The sequence below is a fragment of the Roseomonas sp. F4 genome, assembly GCF_053891155.1.
Map to the genome: position 1 here is coordinate 352,630 of NZ_JBSSHK010000005.1, position 21,589 is coordinate 374,218.

Consider the following 21,589-nt stretch of genomic DNA (forward strand, 5'->3'; position numbering starts at 1 on the left):
CCGCCAGCTTCGAAACCATTTGCCCCTTGGTTACGGACCCATCTGCGCCAGCAGCGCCGGGGATGGTTCCACGCCCAGGCCGGGCCCGTCCGGCAGGGTGTAGAAGCCCGCCTCGCACTGCATGTGGCGGGTGCCGGTCGGCTGGGTGAGGCGCAGGTTCGGGTCGAAGATGCTGTGCTGGTATTCATGCCAGGGCAGCTTTTGCAGCGCGCTGGCGGCTTGCAGGCTGGCCGCCATGAACAGCCCGATGCCGATTGCCGCATGCGGCATGATCGCGACGTGATGCGCATGGCACAGCGCGCCGATCCGGAAGAATTCCGTGATGCCGGTATGGCCCATCTCCGGCTGGCCGATGGCCATGCAGCGATGCTGCAAGCGCGGCAGCCATTCGAAGACGGTGCGCAATTCCTCGCCCAGTGCCACCGGCACGCCGACGCCGCGCGCGACCTCGGCGACCCCCAATATGTCTTCCGGCGCGCAGGGCGCCTCGGCGAAGGCCAGGCCGTGGGGTTCCAACCGGCGGATCAGGCGGATCGCCTCCGCCGCGCTGTTCTTCCAATGCAGGTCGGCCATGATGCTGGCCTTGGGGCCGAGGCCCTCGCGCAGCGCCGCAATCTCCGCCTCCGCCCCATCATCGGCGACGACGGCGGCGAATTTGAAACCCGCGAAGCCGCGCGCTTGCCAGTCCCGGGCAAAATCCACCCGTTCGGGCAGGGTGGCGCGCGGCAGGCCGGAGACATAGGCGGGAATGCGGTCATGCCGCCGCCCACCCAGCAGGGTGGAAACCGGCACGCCAAGCCGCCGCCCCAGCAGGTCCCACAGCGCGATATCCACCGCCGCCAGCGCATCGAGATAGAAGCCGCCGAAGAAGCCGCGCACGCGCATGAGGTCATAAAGATCCTCATGGATCACCGCCGGCGCCGAGGGGTCACGCCCTTCCAGCACCGGCGCCAGCACGTCATCGACAATGGCCCGCACCGCTTCGGGTGCGACGATGCCATAGGTCTCGCCCCAGCCGGTCAGGCCCTGTTCCGTGTCGATGCGCAGCACGATGCTGCGGTCCTGCGTCGGATAGAGCGTGCGGTTGCCGAGCCGCACGATATAGCCCGCGCGATTGACGAATTCTCCGTCGCGCAACGGGCCGAGATAGGGCACGTCGCGCGGAATTTCGATGACATGCGCGGTGACGCGCGCGATGCGATCAGGCTTGCTCATCGCGGCTGGTGCATCGTCATGCAAGTCGCGGCGATCGCGATCAGCTCGCCGATTTCCGCCAGGTCGCCCGCATCAAACTTCGGCCCGGCAGCCCGCGCGCCGGTATGTTCCAGCAGCCCGCGCCGCTTCAGCACTTCCTTGGTGGCGCGCACCCGGAAGGTCATCTGGAACAGCAGCAGCGGCAGCGTTTCGGTGTAGATGCGCCGCGCCTTCGCCTTGTCGCCGGACTGCCAGGCCTTCCACAGCGCCGCATGGGCATCGGCGAGCTCCAGCGCGGGCATGGTGCCATTGGCGTCGCGCGCCAATTCATCCAGCACGAAGCGCGCCCCCGCGCCGCCCATCACGCCGTCCAGCCCGCCCTTGGCCGCCGCCAGGATGCGGGTGACGTGCTGGCCGCAGGGCAGCGTCTCCTCCTTCACGTAGCGGATCGCCGGCACGCCGGCGGCCACCGCCGCGACGGCCTCCGGCGACAGCGCCGCGCCATTCGGCGCAGGGGCGTTTTGCAGCATGATGACCAGGCCCGGCGCCGCTTCGGCCACCGCGGCGTAATAGGCGATGTGCTTCGCCACATCCTGCCCGGCCTGGGGCGGCGCCATGATCATCGCGGCGACGGCGCCCGCCGCCATGCCTTCCCGCGCGCGGGCGGCGCTTTCCGCCGGGTCGGCATGGCTGGCGCCGACGATGAAGGTCAGGCGGCCGGCGAGCTGCTGGCCCAGCACAGCCACCATCTGCCCACGCTCCGCCGCGCTCAGCGTTTCCACCTCGCTCGCCATGCCGGGGAAGACCACGCCATCGGCGCCGGATTCCACGGCGAAGTCGATCAGCCGCCGAAACGCCGCCTCATCCACCGCATTGTCCGGCGTGAAGGGCGTCGGCAGCACCGGAAAAACGCCTGCGAGCTTGGTCATGATTGAAAAAGAATCCTCAGCCGTGGAAGGGGGGTTCGGGCAGGCCGTGGGCGCCGTCGGTGTCGATGGCGAAGACGGAGCCGGAGAGGGGCGCTTCCGCCAACTCCGCCGCGGAAAGGCGCACGCGGGCGCTGGTAACGAACAGGGTCGCGAGGCCAGGCCCACCAAAGGCGCAGCTCGTCGGCCGTGGCACCGGCAGGTTCACCACGCGGTCCAGCCGGCCATCGGGCGTGTAGCGGGCGACGCGCCAGCCATCCCAGAGCGCGACCCAGACTCCACCCTCCGCATCCACCGTCAGCCCGTCCGGCACGCCCTCGCCTTCCGCGAAGCTGACGAAGGGACGGCGGTTGGCGAGGCTGCCGGCGGCGAGGTCGAAGTCGAAGACATCGATGCGACGTCGGCCGCTATCGGCCAGGTACAGGCACGTATCATCCGGGCTGAAGCCGATGCCATTGGCCACATGCAGCCCGGCCTGCATCACCCGCGCCGTACCATCGGCGCCGACGCGGTGCAGCGCGCCGGCATCCGGCGTGGAATCCAGCGCCAGCGAGCCCACCCAGAAGCGCCCGGCCCGGTCGCAGGCCCCGTCATTCAGACGCAGCGCCGCACCCTCCGCGATCGGCGCCGCCAGCACCCGGCCGAGGCCCGACCCGTCCAGCAGGCGAAGGCCGGAGCGTGAGGCCGCGACCAGCCCGCCATCCCGGCGCGGCGCCAGGGCCGCCACCAGTTCCTCCACCGGGATCACCTGATCGGTGCCGGAGGCCGGATCGCTGACATGCACGGCGGGCGCCAGGATATCGACCCAGTGCAGCCGCCCTTGGTGCCAAAGCGGCCCCTCCCCCAGCAGCGCCTCCGCCCGCACCGCCAGCCGCACGCCTTCGGAGACGGTGGAAGGGCGCGGGGCGACGGTCAGGGTCATGGCGGATTGCGCGGCATTGCCGGAGATGCGGCGCGCCGCCTCCATCACCTCCCGCCCCAGCGCATGCAGCCGCGCCTCATCCAGGCGGAAGGCAGGGCCGACGAGGCAGATGGCGCCGAGCGGTCGGGCGCGCCGGTCCAGCACCGCCGCCGCCACGCCATTCACGCCCGCCGCCGCCTCCTGGAGCGAGAGCGCGTAGCCGCGCACGGCCGATAGCGAGAGATCGCGTTCCAGCGCCGCGCGGTCGGTCACCGTGCGCGGCCCCGGAGCGGTGAGCGGGGACAGCGCCTCCAGCAGCGCCTGGCGTTCGGCGGCCGGAAGCTGCGCCAGCATCGCCTTGCCGCAGGCGCTGGCATGCGGCAGGGCGCGGGCGCCGACGCGGTTGACCAGCCGCACCGCCTCCTGCTCCGCCTCCCGCTGATCGACATAGAGCACGCCGTCGCCATCCAGCACGGCCAGCCGCGCCGTCTCCCCGGCCAGCCGCGCCAGACGTTCCAGCTCCGGCGCCGCGGTGGCGCGCAGGTCAAAGCCATCCCAGACGCGATGCGCCATTTCCAGGAAGCGGGACCCCAGCGCGTAGGTCTGGCTGCTCGGCTCGTGGCGCAGCAGCCGGGCCTCCACAAGCGCCGCCAGGATGCGATGGGCGGTGGGGCGGGCGAGGCCGGCGCGGTCGGCGATTTCGGCGAAGCGCAGCGGGGCGGGCGCGTCGGCGACCAGGCCAAGCAGCGCGATGCCTCGGGTCAGCGCCTGGGTGCCGGGTACCGCCGCGGCTTCCTCCTCCACCTCGATCGCCCTGCTGCGCGCCATGCCTCTCCCCGATTGACCGACTTCGCTCGTGTCCATATCGTGGAACCAAGTTCCAAGTCACGCAAGACACCAAGGAACAGGAGGATCAGCCCATGCGCCTCAGCCGCCGACAGCTCGCCGCCACCACCCTGGCGGCCCTCGCCGCGCCCGCGATCGGGCAGGCGCAGCCCGCCTGGCCCAGCCGGCCGGTGCGCTTCATCATCCCCTTCCCGCCCGGCGGCGCGGCGGATCTGGTGGGCCGCATGCTGGCGGCGCATTTTCAGCAGAAATTCGGCCAGGGTTTTGTCGTGGAGAATCGCGGCGGCGCCGGCAGCGCCATCGGCGTGGACGCCCTGGCCAAGGCTGCGGCCGACGGCAGCGCGGTCGGCATGATCAACATCGCCGCCAACGCCATCCTGCCCGCAGTGCGCAAGGCGCCGCTGCCCTACCGGCCCATCGAGGATTTTGCACCGATTTCCAACCTGGCGGTGACGCCGGCCCTGCTGCTGGTGAACCCCCGCAAGCTGCCGGATGTGCGCAACGTGGCGGACCTGGTTGCCGCAGCAAAGGCACGGCCGGAGGCGATCAACTTCGGCTCCTCCGGCGTCGGCTCCTCACTCCATCTCGGCATGGAGCTGTTCATGGCCAAGGCCGGCATCCGCATGACCCATGTGCCCTTCAATGGCGGCGGGCCGCTGTTGCAGGCGCTGCTGGCCGGCACGGTGGATGTCTCGCTCGACGTCGCCGCCACCACCACGGAGCTGATCCGGGACGGGCAGATCCGCGCGCTCGCCACCACCGCACCGGCCCGCATGGCGATCTATCCGGACCTGCCGGCGCTGAACGAAACCTATCCGGGCGCCGAGCTCGCCTCCTGGCACGGCCTCGCCGCGCCGGCCGGCACGCCGGCGCCGATTCTGGCCCGGCTGGCAGAGGAAACGCAGACCTTCCTGCGCGCCGCGGAAACGCAGCAGCGCTACACCCAGCTGAACCTGGACATGCCGCAGCACACCACGCCGGAGGCTTTTCGGGACTTCATGACCCGGGAACTCGCCACCTTCCGCGATCTCGCCCGCGCCCAGAACATCGTGGTGGAATGACCATGCCGACCCGTCGCCTGATCCTCGCCGCCGGCCTCGCGGCGCCCTTTGCCGCGCGGGCGCAGGGCGCGTTTCCGGAACGCCCGGTGACGCTGGTGGTGGGCTATGGCGCCGGCGGCGCCACGGACATCATCGCCCGCAGCTTCGCCGAGCGCATGCAGCCGCTGCTCGGCCAGCCCATGGTAGTGCAGAACCAGCCCGGCGCCGGCGGCACCATCGCCTCCGACCGCGTCGCCAAGGCGGCGGGCGATGGCTACACGATCATGCTGATCGCCAATGCCCATGCGGTGGCGCCGGGGCTCTATGCCCGCCTGCCCTATGACACGGCGGCGGATTTCGCGCCGGTGTTCTTCGCCGGTCATTCCGCCAATGCCTTGGTCGTGCCCTCCACATCGCCGGACCGCGACCTGGCCGCGCTGGTGGCCCGGGCGCGGGCCGCGCGGCAGCCCTTGCAGACCGGCAGCGCCGCGCTGGCCGGCTGGCAGCCGGCGCATCAGATCATGAAGGAGGCCTACGGCCTGACCTTCGAGCATGTGCCCTACCGGTCCGGCCCCCAGGGCCAGGCGGATCTGATGGCCGGGCGGCTGGATTTCATGGTCAGCAATGTGCTGGAGGTGGCGGAGCATGTCCGCGCCGGACGCCTGCGGGCGCTGGCCGTCACCAGCCCAACGCGCAGCCCGATGCTGCCGGAGGTGCCGACCTTTGCGGAGCTCGGCGTCGCCGAATTGCAGGCCGATAGCTGGTTCGGCTTCCTGGCCCCCCGCGCCGCGCCGCCGGCCGCCCTGGACCGGCTGCACGCCGCCTTCACCCAGGTGGCGACGGTGCCGGAGGTGCAGGCGCGGCTGGAAGGGCTCGGGCTGATCCCGGCTCCGATGGACCGGGAGGCATGGGGCCGGCTGTATCTGGCGGAGGTGGAACGCTGGTCCGCCGTGCCGCGGCGGGCCAATATCCGCGTGGAATAGGTGCATCCGAGTTGCGCCCGCCTCGGCGGGCGAGGCCACGAAGGCGGCCCGCCAGTTGTCCGGCGAGCCAAGGCCCCGGCGGGGCCGCCCGGCAACTGAGGGCGAGAAAAGCGCTTCAGCCAGCCAGCGCCTTCTTCACCACCTCATTCACCAGGGCCGGATTCCCCTTGCCCTGCATCGCCTTCATCGTCTGGCCGACGAAGAAGCCGAACAGCTTGTCCTTGCCGCTGCGGTATTCCGCGACCTTGTCGGCATTGGCCGCCATCACCTGCGCCACGACCGTCTCGATCGCGCCGGTGTCCGTCACCTGCTTGAGGCCGCGTTCCTCGACGATCTCGCCCGGCGCCTTGCCGGTCTCCAGCATCGCCTCAAAGACCTGCTTGGCGAGGCTGCCGGACAGGGTCTTGTCGCTGATCAGGTCCAGCAGGCCGCCGAGATTTTCGGCGGTGACCGGCGGGTCCGCCACGTCGCGCTTCAGACGATTAAGCGCCGCGAAGAAATCGCCCGTCACCCAATTGGCGGCGAGCTTGGCGTCGCGGCCCTTGGCCACCGTTTCGAAGAAGACGGCCGTTTCCTTCTCCAGCGTCAGCACATGGGCGTCATAGGCGGTGAGGCCCATGGCGGTGTAGCGCGCGCGCCGCGCATCCGGCAGCTCCGGCAGCGCCGCCTTCAGCGCCGCGACCCAATCCGATTCCAGCACCAACGGAGGCAGGTCGGGCTCGGGGAAGTAGCGGTAGTCATGCGCGTCTTCCTTCGAGCGCATGGACCGCGTGATGCCGCGGGCGGTGTCGAACAGGCGGGTTTCCTGGAAGACTTCATCGCCCGCTTCCCACACCTCGATCTGCCGCCGCGCCTCGGCCTCCACCGCCTGCATGACGAAGCGGATGGAGTTGACGTTCTTCACCTCGCAGCGCGTCCGAAAGCCCTCGCCGGCCTTGCGGACGGAGACGTTGACGTCGGCCCGCATCGAGCCCTCGTCCATATTGCCGTCGCAGGTGCCGAGGTAGCGCAGGATCTGCCGAATCTTGGTCAGATAGGCGCCGGCTTCCTCGGGGCTCCGCATATCGGGCTCGGAGACGATCTCCATCAGCGCGACGCCGGAGCGGTTCAGGTCGATGAAGGATTTCGTCGCATGCTGGTCATGCAGCGACTTGCCGGCATCCTGCTCCAGATGCAGCCGCGTGATGCCGATGGTCTTCGTCGTGCCATCGGCCAGCGTGATCTCGACCGCGCCCTCCCCGATGATCGGGTGTGCGAACTGGCTGATCTGATAGCCCTGCGGCAGGTCGGCGTAGAAATAGTTCTTGCGGTCGAAGCGGGACCACAGGTTCACCTGCGCATTCAGGCCAAGCCCGGTGCGCACAGCCTGCGCCACGCATTCCTCGTTGATGACGGGCAGCATGCCGGGGAAGCCGGCATCGATGAAGGAGACCTGGCTGTTGGGCTCGGCGCCAAAGGCGGTGGCCGCGCCGGAGAAGAGCTTGGCCTGGCTGATGACCTGGGCGTGGATTTCCAGGCCGATGACGAGTTCCCAGGGGCCGGTGCGGCCTTCGATCGTATAGGTCATGCCCAAATCCTGATTCACCCGGCTAGGTGGAAAGCCCCGGCCGATGCCACCGCCAGCAAAAGAACGGCTGGCGGCGGAAAGCAAGCCCTGTCGGCGCCTTCAGCTCCGCGGCGCGGGCGGCGCGGGCGGCGCAGGCAGCAGGGAGGCGGGGACGCTCATCCAGACGAACTCCGAGAAGTTCGGCCCGACCACCTGCAACAGCACGGCCCGGCTCTCCTCCCGGCGCAGGATCCAGGGCCCCACCGTCTCCATCACGCGCGTCTCCCGCGTCCCGTCGATCAGGCCGGCGCCCGGCAGGGTGACGCGGACGAGGCCGAGGGCACGTGTATCGATCTCCGGATCCACGAGGAGCTGGGAATGCACCAGCTTGGCCAGCTCCCGCGCCACCTCCTCCGTCCGCAGCCGCAGCAGGCGCCCCTCGTTCTCCTGCCAGAGCGCCATGGCGTGCGCATCGTCAGCCGCCTCGATCGCCTCCGAAAAGACCAGGAAGTTGCGAGAGGCCGGCGTGCCGGTGGCATCCGGCGCCCGATAGGACACGCGGGCACGCCCGATCACCATGCGGCCATGCACCGCAAAAACGGCATCGCGCTTGACATTTATAGGAACCGCTTCGGAGGGCGGCGGAACCGCACTGCCATCGGTGATGGTTGGCAGGATGCGGAAGCCTTCCACGCCCTGCATCCAGGTCGCCAGCGCGGCATCGAAGGTGGTGGCGAAGACTGCGGCGGACGGCGCCGTATCGCCCGAGACAGATGTGAGCGCGGCCTGGCGATCTGCCCTGCGTTGCGCGGCGGGCGCCTCGATGGCCGCGACGATGGCCTGGCCGATGAACCCGCCAATTGCCGCCGCCGGCGACAGGGCCACGAAGCCCGGCACGGCATAGCCCGTATCACCATCCACGGGGATCGAGGTCGGTGCGGCGGCGATGATTAGCGCATGGGGTCGCGCCCGCTCCGCGACAGTGATCGGGCCAGGCGGCTTGGCCGCACAACCCACGACAAAGCTAGCCGCCAGCAGCAGGGGAAGCAAAGACCGCATCGACGAAACATTCCTGAATAGCTTACAGGAATGATTTAAGGCGGAAATGAATACCCGCCAAGATGTGAACGCGGCATCATGATTCTCGATGCGGGCGATGCGGGTTTCTCATATCGCCCGCTTTTCAGGCCATTAACCGCGGCAGCGCCGTGAAATCCGCGGCTCGTTCCAGCGTCCGCCCCACGGCGAACACGGTCTCCTCGTCAAACGCCCGACCGATCACCTGCAGCCCCAGCGGCAGTCCCTGCTTGTCCAGCCCGGCCGGCACCGCCAGCCCCGGCAGACCCGCAAGGTTCGCGGTGACCGTGAAGATGTCGTTCAGGTACATCGCCACCGGGTCGTCCTGCTTCTCATCCATCCCGAAGGCGGCGGAGGGCGTGGCGGGCGTCACGATGGCGTCCACATCCGCATAGGCATGCTCGAAGTCACGGCGGATCAGCGCGCGGACCTTCTGGGCCTTCAGGTAGTAGGCGTCGTAATAGCCGGCGCTCAGCACATAAGTGCCGATCATGATGCGCCGGCGCACCTCTGCGCCAAAACCGGCGGCGCGCGTGCGCTCATACAGGTCGCGCAGGTCGGAACCGGGCTCCGTCACCCGCATGCCGAAGCGCACGCCGTCATAGCGCGCGAGGTTGGACGAAGCCTCCGCCGGCGCCACGATGTAGTAGGTGGGCAGCGCGTATTTGGCGTGCGGCAGGCTGATCTCGACGGTCTCGGCGCCGGCATCGCGCAGCCATTGCAGGCCCTGTTCCCACAGCGCCACGATCTCGGGCGCCATGCCGTCCAGCCGGTATTCCTTCGGCACGCCGATCCGCAGGCCCTTCACGCCGCGCTCGCAGGCGCGGGCGAAGTCCGGCACGGGCATATCGGCGCTGGTGGAATCCTTCGGATCGAAGCCGGCCATCGACTTCAGCAGGATGGCACAGTCTTCCACCGTGCGCGCCACCGGCCCCGCCTGGTCGAGCGAACTCGCAAAAGCCACGATCCCGAAGCGGGAGCACCGCCCATAGGTCGGCTTGATGCCGGCAATGCCGCAGAAGGCGGCCGGCTGGCGGATGGAGCCGCCGGTGTCGGTGGCCGTCGCGCCCAGCGCCAGCCGCGCAGCAACCGCGGCCGCGGACCCGCCGGAGGAGCCACCAGGGACCAGCCGCGTATCGGGATCATTGGCGCGCGACCAGGGATTCTCCACCGGCCCGCTCGCGCTGGTGGTGTTGGAGGACCCCATGGCGAACTCGTCCAGATTCGCCTTGCCCAGGAACACCGCGCCGTCATCCAGCAGTTTCTGGCTGACCGTGCTCTCATAAGGTGGCACGAAGCTGTCGAGGATGCGGCTGCCCGCCGTGGTGCGGGTGCCCGCGGTGCAGAACAGGTCCTTGATGGCGAGGGGAATGCCCTCCAGCGCCCCCACCTGCCCCGCCGCGCGACGTTCGTCGCTGGCCTTGGCCGCCGCCAGCGCCTTCTCCGCGGTCACGGTGACATAGGCGTTCAGGCGCGGGTTGAGCTTCGCGATGCCGTCCAGATGAGCCTGGGTCAGCTCGACGCTGCTGATGGTGCCTTCGCTCAGCGCGTCCAGCGCGCCGCGCAGGGTGAAATCGGTCGGATGCATCACTCAACCACCTTCGGCACGCCGAAATATTCGCCCTGACGATCGGGGGCATTGGCCAGGATGGCATCCGCCTGGCCGCCATCCGTCACCACATCCGGCCGCAGCCGGGCTTTCGCCTGGGCCACGGGGCTGCCGCCGGCCATGGGCTCCACGCCGTCCGTGTCCACTTCCTGCAATTGCTCGATCCAGCCCAGGATGCCGTTGATCTCGGCCTGCGCCTGTTCCACCTCACTGTCGTCCAGCCTGATGCGGGCGAGCGAGGCGATGCGCCGGATAGTGGCGGTATCGAGGGACATTGGCTTCGGAAAATCCTTGATCTGTCTGGGTTTGCCAGGATCGCGAGGGCGGGAGCATAACGGTCGCCATGCCCGCCATCAACATGCGCGACCTGCGCGCCGCCCTGCCCCGCCATGCGCGCCTGATCGGGCTGGACCCGGGGGCGCGGATTATTGGGGTCGCGCTGTCCGATGTCTCGCTGATGCTCGCCTCGCCCTATGGCGCCATCGCGCGGGGCAAGCTGGCGGCCAATGCGGCGGAGATCGGCGCGATCGCGCGGAAAGAAGGCGCGGGCGGGCTGGTGGCGGGGCTGCCGCTGTCCATGGACGGCAGTTTTGGGCCGGCGGCGCAGGCGGCGAAGGACTGGGCGCTGGCCGTGTCCCAGGCCACAGGCCTGCCGCTGGCGCTGTGGGATGAGCGGCTGTCCTCGGCGGCGGTGAACCGCATGATGATCCAGGCGGATCTGACGCGGGCCAAGCGGGCGAAGGCGGTGGATGCGGCGGCGGCGGCCTATATGCTCCAGGCGGCTCTGGATGCCAGCGCGGGCGGCGGTGAACTGCCCGGCATCAGCACCGCCTAAAGCCCATGGAAGCTGGCCGGCTGGTTCAGTTCATCACCGGCATCATGAAGGCCACAAATTCGGACAGCATCTGCCCCTGCGTGTCCCTGACCTGCCGCGGATAGGTTTCCACCTTCACCGTCTGGCCCTGATTGCCGCCGATCAAGGTCACGGTGGTACCGGTAAAGGAGGTCAGGAAGCCCACATGCCCGCGGCCGGTCTCCCATGTTGGATCGTCGAAGGGCGCGTGGCGGCGGACAGCTATGCAGCCCTTTGCGGGACCCGGAAGCCTGATGAAATGGCCCTTGCGGTTCCAGAAGAAGGACCGCGCCCCGGGATGCTCGGACCCGTGATGACCGCTGCGGATCAGGCACCAGTTCACAAAGGCCGCGCACCAATCCGTCTCGTCGCCCTCCCCCGGCTCGAACCATGCCGCAGAGACACGGAAATACTCCAAGATACGGGGGTTTTCTTCCGGATCAGGCCAAGCAGAACGTTCGCGTGGCGGCAGCGCCGCCTCGGCCTCCGCGATCCCCATCCACTCCTGGCTGGCGGCCACGGCGGTACTGGCGCCTGTCAGGGCGGAGGGTGCGTTAAGCCGCTCTGCACCGACCTTCCAGCCTTCCATCGTCTGGATCGCCTGCGCGATGGCTCGCAGCTTGGCCCCAGGAAGGCTGCCAAGAACCTCGGTCTCGGCAATGCCCGTCTCCGCGACGACAAAGGCCACATACTTCCCGGAATCATTCTCGCTCGGCGGCGCATAGCGAAAGATGCCGTCACGTAGCGATAGCCCGCGGTAGCTCGCCGACCGCAGCAGCGTGACGATGGCCTCCCTTCCGGTCTGGGCATCCGGGAAAATCGCGAAGGCGCCGTCGTCGCCGATCGCGCCAGCGCTGAGCGTGAAGCTGCCCTTGATGATGTTGCCCGGATTGTTGTTGCGCCAGGAGCGTGAGCCGCCTTCGCGCGTCACCTCGCGTCCCCTTTCGTCGATATAGGTGACCATGGCAGGGCCGCTGCGACGGGCGGCGACGAAGCGTTCAGCCGCGCCAGGCGGCGGCGGCGCTGGCGCATTGAGGCTCGCGACGGGCGGCACGGCGGGGATGTTCGGATTCACGCTCGGCGCCGCGCCGCGATGGCTGTAGCGAACGTCGGCGAATATACGGCCGCCCTGCGTGAAGCGGTTGATGCTGACGTCGTAGCCGCCGCGTTCCGCCTCCCGCTCTTCCCGCCCCACGAAGCGCTGGAACTCCTCATCGGATTCGAAGGGACCGGCCTGGAAATCCTCCGGAAGTGCCATGACAACCGCCTTATCCTTGGGCTTCAGGGGCGCCAGTTCAGCGTTCGCGCCACGGCGTCCTGCCGTGTCCGAGACGCTTCATCGGGCGTGGTGGAGACAAAACGGTTCACCGTGATGGTGTCCGGCACGCCGAGTATCCGCATTTGCCGACGGATCTCCGTCTCGTTGGCGCGCTGCGCCTCGGGCGTCCCTTCATCCAGCAGGCGCTGCAAAAACAGCGCGGCAGGCGTGCGGGCGATGGGGATCGGGTTACGGAGTTCCTCCTGCGCGCCCTGCGCCTGGACGCCGGCAAGCTGAGTCAGCCCGCTGAGCGCACCTGGCAGCGTGCCGGCCCGAAAGTAGCTGTAGAGATCTGACAGTGCGACGCCGAGCGGATATTGCGCTGGTGGACGCGACAGCCCTTCCCGTATCCGCAGTGCCACAAGGTTCCGCTGGCCACGCATGGCGGTCAGCAGCGCCGAGGCGGTCTGCTCCGCCAGCAGCTCACGATTGAAGGCCTCCCGCGTGCCGGTGACTCCAGCGGATATGGCGGAGAGAATCTGACTGGTCCCATTACCCACCAGGGCACCGGCGGTGCCGAGCCCGAGTGAAGCGACAGTGGAGGCGAACCCAACGCCGCGTCCCTGGTCAAAAAAATCCAACTCGAACTGCGCATAGCGCAGGTCGATCGCCACCAGCAGCGCCTGGGTAATGGTATCACGGCACTCGGTCTGGCTGGCCAAGGGCTGACGAAGGCAGGCCAGGACTTGCGCGCCCGTATAGGCCTGCTCCAATTCGGCGACTGCGATTCTGGGATCGGACATCGGCGGGCGTGGGGAGGAGCAGCCGGCCAGGACTAGGCCTAAGACCAGCGGAATGACCGAGATCGTCAGCCTAGGGGCGGTAAAAGTTGCAGAGCCGGTGCGCATCGGCCACCTCGCTTTCTGGCTCAGCAAACATTGCGCTGCAGCGGTATTGCAAGCGAAATGATACGACTGACACCCTAAATCCGGCACGCAAGCGGCCTGGCTTGGCCCGATGCCATGCCACCGCTACCCTTGCGCCGAACCGACCGCGGGCAACGTCAGAGCCATGCTCCCCTACCCCCACCGCCACCTGCTCGCCATCGAGGGCCTTGAGCCCCCCTACATCGCCGATCTTCTGGATCTGGCGGAGAACTACGCGCTGCTGAACCGCCAGGGCAAAACCCAGCGGGACCTGCTGAAGGGGCGCACCCTCATCAACCTGTTCTTCGAGGACAGCACCCGCACTCGCACCAGCTTCGAGCTGGCTGGCAAGCGGCTGGGGGCGGATATCGTCAACATGACGGTGTCCAACAGCTCGGTGAACAAGGGCGAGACGCTGCTGGATACGGCCTCGACCCTCAACGCCATGCACACCGACCTTCTGGTGGTGCGCCACGCACAGTCCGGCGCGCCGGCGCTGCTGGCCCAGAAGGTGGATGCGGCGGTGATCAATGCCGGGGACGGCACGCATGAACATCCGACCCAGGCGCTGTTGGACGCGCTGACCATCCGCCGCCGCAAGGGCAGCCTGGAGGGTCTGACGGTGGCCATCTGCGGCGACGTGCTGCATTCCCGCGTCGCACGATCCAACATCCACCTGCTGCTGGCGATGAATTCCCGGGTGCGACTCGTCGGCCCGCCGACCCTGATCCCGTCAGAGGTCGCGCAACTCGGCGTCGAGGTGCATCACAGCATGAAGACCGGCCTGGCCGATGTGGACGTGGTCATGATGCTGCGTCTGCAGAAGGAGCGCATGACGTCGGGCCTCGTCCCCTCCTCCCGCGAGTTCTTCCGTTTCTATGGGCTGGATGCGGAGAAGCTGGCCTATGCCAAGCCGGATGCCATCGTCATGCATCCCGGCCCGATGAACCGCGGCGTGGAGATCGACAGCGCCATCGCCGATGATCCCGTGCGAAGCGTGATCGGGGAGCAGGTGGAGATGGGCGTCGCGGTGCGCATGGCCGTGCTGGACATCCTGGCCCGCAACCAGCGTCGCAACGCCTAATTACCGGGTCTCAGGCGCCGGCGCGGGCATCCGGCCACTCGCCCGCCGCTGGCGGGCGCATGGCGTCCCGACCCCTGCGCGGACGGGGCGCCCATGCGAAAGCCGCGCCCAACCAATGGTCAGGCGCGGCCCGCAGGCGCAATCAGCGGGGGCGCGAGGCGCCCGGCCGGATCACTTGATCTTGGACTCGCGGAACAGCACGTGCTTCCGAGCGACCGGGTCGTACTTCTTCATCTCGAGCTTGCCGGTCGCGTTCCGGGTGTTCTTCTTGGTCACGTAGAAATAGCCCGTCGACGGCTCGGCCGTGCTGATGAGCTTGATCAGGATGGTATTGGCCTTGGCCATCTTACGAATTCCAACACAGAAAACGGGTTGCGGGCGGACCTCACGGTCCACCCGTCACAGGGGGGCGTTCTAGCCCGGTGGGGGCTCAGGTCAAGGGTTGATTGGGTGCCTCAGTTCGCGGTTGCGCCGCTGGCCCGGACCACGGGCACCCATTCCGCCAGCTCCCGCCGAAGAAAAGCGGCGAATTCGGCCGGACTGCCCTCGGCGATCGGCGGCAGGTCCTGTTCCACCAGCCGGGCGGCGGTCGCCGGGTCCAGCAGGGCGGTGCGGATCGCGGCGTTCATCTTCGTTACGATCGCATCCGGAGTCCCGGCGGGGGCGAACAGGCCGAACCAGGAATAGGCCTTGTAGCCCGGCAGCCCGGCCTGCGCCGCCGTGGGCACATCCGGCATCAGCGGCGAGCGGGACTCGGTGGCCACCGCAAGGCAGCGCAGCTTGCCGGCGGCGTGGTGCGACGCGATCAGCGCCGGGGTGTCGAAGCACAGCGTCACCTGGCCGGCCAGCATATCCGCCAGCATCGGCGCGCTGCCGCGATAGGGCACATGGGTCGCGTCCGCCCCGATGGCGTTCAGGAAGGCCACCGCGCCGATATGCGCCGAACCGCCCGCCCCGCCGGTGCCATAGGCGTATTTGCCCGGATTGGCCTTCAGCAGCGCGATCAGCCCGGCCAGGTCGCTGACGCCCATGCTGGGGTGCACCGTGATGCAGATCGGCACCATCACGGTCGGCGCCACCGCCACGAAATCACGCTCCGGATCATAGGGCAGGCGGTCGCCATACAGGCCCACGGCCAGCACATGGGTGGAGATGGTGCCCATGACGAAGACGGACCCATCCCGCGGCCCCTTGGCCACGGAATCGGAGCCAATGGTGCCCCCCGCCCCGCCCCGATTCTCGATCACCACCGGCTGGCCGAGAATTTGCTGCACGCGCGGCGCCAGCAGCCGGGTGGAGACATCGGTGCTGCCGCCGGCCGCGAAGGGCACGACGATTCGCACCGGCCGGGTCGGCCAGTCGGTCTGGGCCAAAGCCGGCATGGCCAGCAGGCCGGCGGGAAGGGCGAGCAGGGATCGGCGGGACAGCATGGTGGGCAGGGTTCCGGGGAGGGAAAGAACCACGCTACAGCAATAACCCGCCGCGCGACCATGCGTGGCGAGACTCGGCGCGGCAGCTATAAGGGCAATGATGTCCGATCTTCTCCTCCTCAATGCCCGCCTGCTCGACCCCGCCACGGGATTCGATGCGCCCGGTTCGCTGCTGGTGCGGGAGGGGCGGATCGTCGATTTCGGCAGCAATATCGGCCTGCCCGATGGCGCCGAAACGCTGGATGCCGGCGGCGCCTGCCTCGCCCCCGGCCTGATCGACCTGCGCGCCGCGCTCGGCGAGCCAGGTGCCGAGCACCGGGAGACCATCGCCTCCGCCGCACAGGCCGCGGCCGCGGGCGGCATCACCACCCTCTGCGCCCTGCCTGATACGACGCCGGCGATCGACGACCCGGCGCTGGTCGCCTTCCTGGCCCGGCAGGCGAGCGCCAGCCTGACCATCCTGCCCTATGGCGCCGCCACCCATGGCTGCGCCGGCAAGGACATCTCGGAATTCGGCCTGCTGCGGGAAGCGGGCGCGGTCGCCTTCACCGATGGACGGCGCGCGATCGGGCCCGCCCGGCTGATGCGCCTGGCACTGTCCTATGCCCGCGCCTTCGGCAGTTTCGTCGTGCAGCATCCGGAGGAGCCGAGCCTGGCCGGCGGGGGCGCCGCCACCGAGGGCGAACGCGCCACCCGCATGGGCCTGGCCGGCATCCCCCCCGCCGCCGAATCGATGATGGTGGAGCGCGACATCGCGCTGGCCCGCCTGACCGGCGGCCATGTCCATTTCGCCCATGTCAGCACCGCCGCCGCGCTGGAGGCGATCCGCCGTGCCAAGGCGGAGGGGCTGCGCGTCACCTGCGACACGGCGCCCCCCTATTTCGACCTGAACGAAACGGCGATCGGCGAATACCGCACCTATGCCAAGCTCTCCCCGCCCTTGCGCGCAGAGGCCGACCGGCTGGCCGTGGTCGCCGCGCTGGCGGATGGCACCATCGATGCCATCGCCTCCGACCACCAACCGCATGACGCCGATGACAAGCGCCTGCCCTTCGCCCAGGCCGAGCCCGGCGGCACCGGCCTTGCCACGCTGTTGGCGGTGACGCTGGCGCAGGTGCATGGCGGCAAGCTCGGCCTGCTGGAAGCCCTCGGCCTGATGACGGCGAAGCCCGCCGCGCTGCTGGGGCTGGAGACGGGCGTGCTGAAGAAGGGCGCACCGGCCGATCTGGTGCTGTTCAGCCTGGAACGCGGCTGGCAGGTCGTCTCGGGCAAGTTGCCCGGCAAGGCGCAGAACACGCCCTTCGACGGGCGGGCGCTGGAGGGCAAGGTGCTCGGCACCTGGAAGGTCGGGCGGAGGGTGTTCGGATGAGCACCGATATGCTGATTGCCGCCGCGCTGGGCTATCTGCTGGGCTCCGTGCCCTATGGCCTGCTGCTGACCAAGGCGGCGGGGCTGGGCGATGTGCGCGCGATCGGCTCCGGCAGCATCGGCGCCACCAATGTGCTGCGTACCGGCAGCAAGAAGCTGGCCGCCGCGACTTTGGCGCTGGATGCGGCGAAGGGCGCCGTGGCGCTGCTGCTGGCCCGCTGGATCTTCGGGGAAGACGCGGCGCTTCTGGCGGGCTTCTGCGCCTTGCTGGGCCATACCTTCCCGATCTGGCTCGGCTTCCGGGGCGGCAAGGGTGTGGCGACCGGGGCGGGCGTGATCCTGGCGGCGCAGCCGGGGCTCGGCCTGCTGCTGCTGGGCGTCTGGCTGGCCATGGCGATCCTCACCCGCATCTCCTCGCTCAGCGCGCTGACGGTCTGCGCCCTGGCGCCGGTTATCGCCGCGCTGTCGGGCGACTGGCGGCTGGCCGGCTTCTGCCTGGGCGTGGCGCTGCTGATCGCCCTCCGCCACCAGGCCAATATCCGCCGCCTGATCGCCGGCACGGAACCCAAGATCGGCAGCAAGGCCTGAGATGCGCCCGGCGGAGGCCTTGGCGCGGCTTGGCCTCGCGCGCACGGACGGCATCGGTCCCGCAACATTCCGTCGCCCGATCGCCCGCCATGGCAGCGCGGAGGCCGCGATGGCCGCCCTGCCCCAGCACGCCGCCCGCAGCGGCCGCAGCTTCACCCCACCCGCCCAGGGCGCCGTGGCGCGGGAGATGGAGGCGGTGGCCCGGATGGGCGGCAGCTTCCTGTTCCTCGACGATCCGGGCTACCCGCCCCTGCTCGCCTTGCTGGAGGACGCGCCCCCGGTGCTGGCCCTGCTGGGACCGCCCGAGGTGCTGCGCCGTCGCCAGGTGGGCGTGGTCGGCGCCCGCGCCGCCTCCGCCGGCGGGCGGCGGGTGGCGGAGGAGTTGGCGGCCGGGCTCTGCTCGGCCGGCATCGCCGTCACCTCCGGCCTCGCCCGCGGCATCGACGCGGCGGCGCATCAGGGGGCGCTGAATGTACAGGGCCGGACCGTGGCCGTGGTCGCCGGCGGCCTCGACATGCCCTATCCGCCCGAAAACGCCGCGCTTCAGGCCCGCATCGCGGCGGAAGGCGGGGTGGTGGTCAGCGAGGCGCCGCTCGGCACCGCGCCCCAGGCCCGCCACTTCCCCCGCCGCAACCGGATCGTCGCCGGGCTGGTGCTTGGTCTGGTGGTGGTGGAAGCGGCGCAACGTTCCGGCAGCCTCATCACCGCCCGCCTGGCGCTGGAAGCGGGGCGGGAGCTGTTCGCGGTGCCCGGCAGCCCGCTCGATCCCCGGGCGCGGGGCGGCAATGACCTGATTCGCCAGGGCGCCCATCTGACCGAAACGGCCGAGGATGTGCTGGCCAACCTGCCGGCCCAGCCGCTGGACCTTCCGCTTTTCACCATGGCCGCCCCCCCGAATAAAATATCCGAAGCCGCCCCGGCACCGCCCCCACCCCCCGAATCTCTCGGCCAAGTGCTTGAGTTGATTGGCACGAGTCCGGTTGCCGTTGACGATCTGGTCCGCCGCTGCCAGCTATCAGCGCCATCCGTCCAGGCAATCCTGCTTGACCTGGAGTTGTCAGGGCTGGTGGAAACCCTGCCTGGCAACCGGGTCGTCCGGTCAGTTACGTGACCGCACGGAATTTCGGGCGGGAAAAGCGCGCGAAGGCGAACAGATAAAGATGCCTGATGTCGTCGTGGTCGAGAGCCCCGCAAAGGCCAAGACCATCAACAAGTACCTCGGCGACGACTTCACGGTCCTCGCCTCCTTCGGCCATGTCCGCGACCTGCCCGCCAAGGATGGCAGCGTGCGGCCGGAGGAGGACTTCGCCATGGATTGGGAGGCGGATGAGCGAGGCGACCGTCAGGTCGCCGCCATCGCCAAGTCCCTGAAGGGCGCGCGCCGCCTGTTCCTGGCCACCGACCCGGATCGGGAGGGGGAGGCGATTTCCTGGCATGTGAAGGACATGCTGGCCCGCCGCGGCGTGCTGAAGGGCGTCGAGGTCCATCGCATCACCTTCAACGAGATCACCAAGCGCGCCGTGCAATACGCCGTGGCGCATCCACGCGACCTGGATGTGCCGCTGATCGACGCCTATCTGGCACGCCGCGCGCTGGACTACCTGGTGGGCTTCAACCTCTCGCCCGTGCTGTGGCGCAAACTCCCCGGCAGCCGCTCCGCCGGCCGCGTGCAATCCGTGGCGCTGCGCCTGATCTGCGAGCGCGAGGCCGAGATCGAGGCTTTTCGGGCACGCGAGTACTGGACCGTTGAGGGCCGCTTCGCGACCCCCTCGGGCGCCGGCTTCTCCGCCCGCCTGACCCATCATGAGGGCAAGAAGCTCGAGCAGTTCGACCTGCCGAACGAAGCCACGGCGATGGCGGCCAAGGCCGCGGTCGAGGCCGGCAAGTTCAGCGTGGCTTCCGTCGAGAAGCGCCGGACGCGCCGCAACCCGCCGCCGCCCTTCACCACCTCGACGCTCCAGATGGAGGCGTCCCGCAAACTCGGCATGGGCGCCCAGGCGGCGATGCGGGTGGCGCAGCAGCTCTATGAGGGCACCGATATCGGCGGCGAGACCGTCGGCCTCATCACCTATATGCGGACCGACGGCGTGCAGATGGCGCGCGAGGCGATGTTCGCCATCCGCGACCATGTGAAGGAGGCTTTTGGCGCCGATTACGTGCCGGGGGCGCCGCGCGAATATTCCTCCAAGGCGAAGAATGCCCAGGAGGCGCATGAGGCGATCCGGCCGACCGATGTCTCCCGCACCCCGGAACAGGTGGCCCGCTTCCTCGATGAGCGGCAGCGCAAGCTCTATGAGCTGATCTGGAAGCGCGCCGTCGCCAGCCAGATGCAGTCCGCAGAGCTGGATCAGACGGCGGTGGAGCTGGTGGAGCCCTCGGGCAAGACCAAGCTGCGCGCCACCGGCTCCGTCATAGCCTTTGACGGCTTTCTTCGTCTTTACCGCGAGGATGAGGACGACCGCGCGGCCGATGCCCGCGCCGGCATCGCCACCGCCGGGCCGGAGCCCGATGACGACAGCAAGACGCTGCCGCCGATGCGGGAGGGCGATGCGGCAAAATCCGGCCCCGTCACCGCCAACCAGCATTTCACCCAGCCGCCGCCGCGCTTTTCGGAAGCGACACTGGTCAAGCGGCTGGAGGAGCTCGGCATCGGCCGGCCCTCCACCTATGCCTCCATCCTCCAGGTCCTGCAGGACCGGGACTATGTGAAGCTCGACAAGCGGCGCTTCGTGCCGGAGGACCGTGGCCGGCTGGTCACCGCCTTCCTCGTCGCCTTCTTCGAACGCTACGTCGATACCGGCTTCACCGCCGGGCTCGAGGAGAAGCTGGACGATATCTCGGGCGGCCGCGCCGATTGGCGCGCGGTGATGCGCGCCTTCTGGGAGGATTTCTCGAAGGCCATCTCCTCGACCAGCGAGCTGACCATCAGTGACGTCATCGACGCGCTGGATGAAGACCTGGGCCCGCATTTCTTCCCCGCCCGCGCCGATGGCGTGGACCCGCGTGCCTGCCCGGCCTGTTCGGCCGGCCGGCTCGGCCTGCGGCTGGGGCGGACGGGCGCCTTCATCGGCTGCTCCAACTACCCCGAATGCCGCTACACCCGCCCGCTGGTCGCGCCGGGGGCAGAGGCCGAGGGCGCCGCAGGCTTCAATGAGGGCCAGCGCGAGCTGGGCGTCGATCCGGCGACGGGCAAGGCTATCAGCCTGCGCCGCGGCCCCTACGGCCTTTACGTCCAGCTCGGCGAGGAAACGCTCGACGAGAAGGGCAAGAAGGTGAAGCCGCGCCGCGCCAGCCTGGCCAAGGGCATGGACCCGGATGGGCTGACGCTGGAACGCGCCCTCGCTCTGCTCTCCCTGCCCCGCATCGTCGGCGTGCATCCGGAGACGGCGGAGGAGATCGTCGCGGCGATCGGGCGCTTCGGCCCCTATGTGAAGATGGGCCAGCTGTTCAAGTCGCTGGACCCGGATGACGACGTGCTGGTCATCGGCCTGAACCGCGCCATGGCGCTTCTGGCGGATGTGAAGCCGCGCGGGCGGGCGCTGGGGGATCATCCCTCCGGCGGCAATGTCGATGTGCGGCGTGGGCGCTTCGGCCCCTTCGTCATGCATGGCAGCCGCGTCGCCTCCATGCCGCGGACCATGGATTTCGACACGGTGACGCTGGAGGAGGCGGTGAAGCTGCTGGCCGAGAAGGGCAAGGAGCTGCCGCCGCTGACCAAGGGCAAGAAGGGCGCGAAGAAGGCGCCGGCGAAGAAGGCCGCCGCCCCGGCGAGCGAGGAGGCCGCGCCGAAAGCCAAGGCACCTGCCAAGACCAAGGCCCCCGCGAAGCCAAAGGCCGCTGCCGCAGCGAAGGCGACGGCCAAGCCAAAGGCGGCGGCAAAGCCCAAGACCACGACCAAGCCGAAGACCGCCGCGAAGCCCGCGGCCAAAAAGCCGGCGGCGCGCAAGGCCGCCGGCTGAG

Annotated in this window: 19 protein-coding genes; 8 read left to right on the plus strand and 11 right to left on the minus strand. The window is 69.3% G+C overall.

The annotated features are described in order from the left end of the window. Positions 1 to 30: 30 nt before the first annotated feature. The 3 genes from ACVFYP_RS21475 to ACVFYP_RS21485 are packed head-to-tail and all read right to left on the minus strand — an operon-like array spanning position 31 to position 3,849. The gene (locus tag ACVFYP_RS21475; protein ID WP_499202255.1) at positions 31 to 1,215 is read right to left on the minus strand and encodes a mandelate racemase/muconate lactonizing enzyme family protein; all 1,185 of its coding nucleotides are present in this window, start codon (positions 1,213 to 1,215) and stop codon (positions 31 to 33) included. Continuing rightward, positions 1,212 to 2,123 carry a dihydrodipicolinate synthase family protein gene (locus tag ACVFYP_RS21480; protein ID WP_499202256.1) on the minus strand — a complete coding sequence of 304 codons (912 nt, stop codon included), beginning with the start codon at positions 2,121 to 2,123 and terminating at the stop codon, positions 1,212 to 1,214. Before ACVFYP_RS21480 ends, ACVFYP_RS21475 begins: the two co-directional genes overlap by 4 nt. Before the next feature lie 16 nt (positions 2,124 to 2,139). Continuing rightward, complete coding sequence (locus tag ACVFYP_RS21485) at positions 2,140 to 3,849, minus strand: SMP-30/gluconolactonase/LRE family protein (protein ID WP_499202257.1); 1,710 nt, start codon at positions 3,847 to 3,849, stop codon at positions 2,140 to 2,142. Positions 3,850 to 3,941: 92 nt separating this feature from the next. On the opposite strand from ACVFYP_RS21485, the gene ACVFYP_RS21490 reads away from it, so the two are divergent. Together ACVFYP_RS21490 and ACVFYP_RS21495 are read left to right on the plus strand one after the other, a co-directional pair. After that, positions 3,942 to 4,928 carry a Bug family tripartite tricarboxylate transporter substrate binding protein gene (locus ACVFYP_RS21490; protein WP_499202258.1) on the plus strand — a complete coding sequence of 329 codons (987 nt, stop codon included), beginning with the start codon at positions 3,942 to 3,944 and terminating at the stop codon, positions 4,926 to 4,928. A 2-nt stretch (positions 4,929 to 4,930) separates the two neighbouring features. After that, entirely contained in the window at positions 4,931 to 5,890 is a 960-nt protein-coding gene (locus ACVFYP_RS21495) for a Bug family tripartite tricarboxylate transporter substrate binding protein (protein ID WP_499202259.1), read from the plus strand. A 115-nt stretch (positions 5,891 to 6,005) separates the two neighbouring features. Here the strand turns inward: ACVFYP_RS21495 and gatB are convergent, their stop codons facing one another. From gatB to gatC, 4 genes are all read right to left on the minus strand, one after another. Then, entirely contained in the window at positions 6,006 to 7,457 is a 1,452-nt protein-coding gene (gatB, locus tag ACVFYP_RS21500) for an Asp-tRNA(Asn)/Glu-tRNA(Gln) amidotransferase subunit GatB (RefSeq protein WP_499202260.1), read from the minus strand. Between the two features lie 99 nt (positions 7,458 to 7,556). Continuing rightward, positions 7,557 to 8,495: a hypothetical protein gene (locus tag ACVFYP_RS21505; protein ID WP_499202261.1), complete on the minus strand. Its 939-nt coding sequence runs from the start codon at positions 8,493 to 8,495 to the stop codon at positions 7,557 to 7,559. A 124-nt stretch (positions 8,496 to 8,619) separates the two neighbouring features. Further along, entirely contained in the window at positions 8,620 to 10,101 is a 1,482-nt protein-coding gene (gatA, locus tag ACVFYP_RS21510; protein WP_499202262.1) for an Asp-tRNA(Asn)/Glu-tRNA(Gln) amidotransferase subunit GatA, read from the minus strand. Beyond that, the gene (gene gatC / locus ACVFYP_RS21515; protein ID WP_499202263.1) at positions 10,101 to 10,397 is read right to left on the minus strand and encodes an Asp-tRNA(Asn)/Glu-tRNA(Gln) amidotransferase subunit GatC; all 297 of its coding nucleotides are present in this window, start codon (positions 10,395 to 10,397) and stop codon (positions 10,101 to 10,103) included. The genes gatA and gatC overlap by 1 nt, the downstream gene beginning before the upstream one ends. Positions 10,398 to 10,465: 68 nt before the next feature. Here gatC and ruvX point away from each other — a divergent pair, with 68 nt between their 5' ends. Then, positions 10,466 to 10,957, plus strand: a complete 492-nt coding sequence (gene ruvX, locus ACVFYP_RS21520; protein WP_499202264.1) for a Holliday junction resolvase RuvX — start codon at positions 10,466 to 10,468, stop codon at positions 10,955 to 10,957. A gap of 25 nt (positions 10,958 to 10,982) precedes the next feature. Here the strand turns inward: ruvX and ACVFYP_RS21525 are convergent, their stop codons facing one another. Further along, positions 10,983 to 12,233, minus strand: a complete 1,251-nt coding sequence (locus ACVFYP_RS21525) for a hypothetical protein (protein WP_499202265.1) — start codon at positions 12,231 to 12,233, stop codon at positions 10,983 to 10,985. 23 nt (positions 12,234 to 12,256) lie between these two features. Beyond that, complete coding sequence (locus tag ACVFYP_RS21530) at positions 12,257 to 13,036, minus strand: hypothetical protein (protein ID WP_499202266.1); 780 nt, start codon at positions 13,034 to 13,036, stop codon at positions 12,257 to 12,259. Between the two features lie 268 nt (positions 13,037 to 13,304). Between ACVFYP_RS21530 and ACVFYP_RS21535 the strand changes: the two genes are divergently transcribed. Continuing rightward, the gene (locus ACVFYP_RS21535) at positions 13,305 to 14,243 is read left to right on the plus strand and encodes an aspartate carbamoyltransferase catalytic subunit (protein ID WP_499202267.1); all 939 of its coding nucleotides are present in this window, start codon (positions 13,305 to 13,307) and stop codon (positions 14,241 to 14,243) included. A 171-nt stretch (positions 14,244 to 14,414) separates the two neighbouring features. Here ACVFYP_RS21535 and rpmG read toward each other — a convergent pair whose 3' ends face one another. Beyond that, on the minus strand, positions 14,415 to 14,588 hold the full coding sequence (gene rpmG, locus ACVFYP_RS21540; RefSeq protein ID WP_216836822.1) for a 50S ribosomal protein L33: 174 nt from the start codon (positions 14,586 to 14,588) through the stop codon (positions 14,415 to 14,417). Positions 14,589 to 14,698: 110 nt separating this feature from the next. Beyond that, a complete protein-coding gene (locus ACVFYP_RS21545) occupies positions 14,699 to 15,673 on the minus strand; it encodes a Bug family tripartite tricarboxylate transporter substrate binding protein (RefSeq protein ID WP_499202268.1) in 975 nt (324 codons plus the stop codon). Positions 15,674 to 15,773: 100 nt separating this feature from the next. Here ACVFYP_RS21545 and ACVFYP_RS21550 point away from each other — a divergent pair, with 100 nt between their 5' ends. The 4 genes from ACVFYP_RS21550 to topA are packed head-to-tail and all read left to right on the plus strand — an operon-like array spanning position 15,774 to position 21,588. Further along, the gene (locus ACVFYP_RS21550) at positions 15,774 to 17,042 is read left to right on the plus strand and encodes a dihydroorotase (protein WP_499202269.1); all 1,269 of its coding nucleotides are present in this window, start codon (positions 15,774 to 15,776) and stop codon (positions 17,040 to 17,042) included. Next, positions 17,039 to 17,629 carry a glycerol-3-phosphate 1-O-acyltransferase PlsY gene (plsY, locus tag ACVFYP_RS21555; RefSeq protein WP_499202270.1) on the plus strand — a complete coding sequence of 197 codons (591 nt, stop codon included), beginning with the start codon at positions 17,039 to 17,041 and terminating at the stop codon, positions 17,627 to 17,629. The genes ACVFYP_RS21550 and plsY overlap by 4 nt, the downstream gene beginning before the upstream one ends. A 1-nt stretch (position 17,630) precedes the next feature. Beyond that, entirely contained in the window at positions 17,631 to 18,740 is a 1,110-nt protein-coding gene (gene dprA / locus ACVFYP_RS21560; RefSeq protein ID WP_499202271.1) for a DNA-processing protein DprA, read from the plus strand. A 49-nt stretch (positions 18,741 to 18,789) separates the two neighbouring features. Then, positions 18,790 to 21,588 (plus strand): type I DNA topoisomerase, encoded by a 2,799-nt coding sequence (gene topA / locus ACVFYP_RS21565; RefSeq protein WP_499202272.1) that lies wholly within the window; start codon positions 18,790 to 18,792, stop codon positions 21,586 to 21,588. Position 21,589: the final 1 nt, after the last annotated feature.

Bases quoted from the DNA above. Each gene is read 5' to 3' on its own strand.
- ACVFYP_RS21525 (WP_499202265.1), bottom strand. From the start codon at position 12,233: ATGGCACTTCCGGAGGATTTCCAGGCCGGTCCCTTCGAATCCGATGAG.
- ACVFYP_RS21480 (WP_499202256.1), bottom strand. From the start codon at position 2,123: ATGACCAAGCTCGCAGGCGTTTTTCCGGTGCTGCCGACGCCCTTCACG.
- ACVFYP_RS21475 (WP_499202255.1), bottom strand. From the start codon at position 1,215: ATGAGCAAGCCTGATCGCATCGCGCGCGTCACCGCGCATGTCATCGAA.
- ACVFYP_RS21505 (WP_499202261.1), bottom strand. From the start codon at position 8,495: ATGCGGTCTTTGCTTCCCCTGCTGCTGGCGGCTAGCTTTGTCGTGGGT.
- ruvX (WP_499202264.1), top strand. From the start codon at position 10,466: ATGCCCGCCATCAACATGCGCGACCTGCGCGCCGCCCTGCCCCGCCAT.
- ACVFYP_RS21490 (WP_499202258.1), top strand. From the start codon at position 3,942: ATGCGCCTCAGCCGCCGACAGCTCGCCGCCACCACCCTGGCGGCCCTC.
- gatA (WP_499202262.1), bottom strand. From the start codon at position 10,101: ATGCATCCGACCGATTTCACCCTGCGCGGCGCGCTGGACGCGCTGAGC.
- ACVFYP_RS21495 (WP_499202259.1), top strand. From the start codon at position 4,931: ATGCCGACCCGTCGCCTGATCCTCGCCGCCGGCCTCGCGGCGCCCTTT.
- dprA (WP_499202271.1), top strand. From the start codon at position 17,631: ATGCGCCCGGCGGAGGCCTTGGCGCGGCTTGGCCTCGCGCGCACGGAC.
- gatB (WP_499202260.1), bottom strand. From the start codon at position 7,457: ATGACCTATACGATCGAAGGCCGCACCGGCCCCTGGGAACTCGTCATC.
- rpmG (WP_216836822.1), bottom strand. From the start codon at position 14,588: ATGGCCAAGGCCAATACCATCCTGATCAAGCTCATCAGCACGGCCGAG.
- ACVFYP_RS21545 (WP_499202268.1), bottom strand. From the start codon at position 15,673: ATGCTGTCCCGCCGATCCCTGCTCGCCCTTCCCGCCGGCCTGCTGGCC.
- ACVFYP_RS21530 (WP_499202266.1), bottom strand. From the start codon at position 13,036: ATGTCCGATCCCAGAATCGCAGTCGCCGAATTGGAGCAGGCCTATACG.
- topA (WP_499202272.1), top strand. From the start codon at position 18,790: ATGCCTGATGTCGTCGTGGTCGAGAGCCCCGCAAAGGCCAAGACCATC.
- ACVFYP_RS21550 (WP_499202269.1), top strand. From the start codon at position 15,774: ATGTCCGATCTTCTCCTCCTCAATGCCCGCCTGCTCGACCCCGCCACG.
- ACVFYP_RS21535 (WP_499202267.1), top strand. From the start codon at position 13,305: ATGCTCCCCTACCCCCACCGCCACCTGCTCGCCATCGAGGGCCTTGAG.
- plsY (WP_499202270.1), top strand. From the start codon at position 17,039: ATGAGCACCGATATGCTGATTGCCGCCGCGCTGGGCTATCTGCTGGGC.
- ACVFYP_RS21485 (WP_499202257.1), bottom strand. From the start codon at position 3,849: ATGGCGCGCAGCAGGGCGATCGAGGTGGAGGAGGAAGCCGCGGCGGTA.
- gatC (WP_499202263.1), bottom strand. From the start codon at position 10,397: ATGTCCCTCGATACCGCCACTATCCGGCGCATCGCCTCGCTCGCCCGC.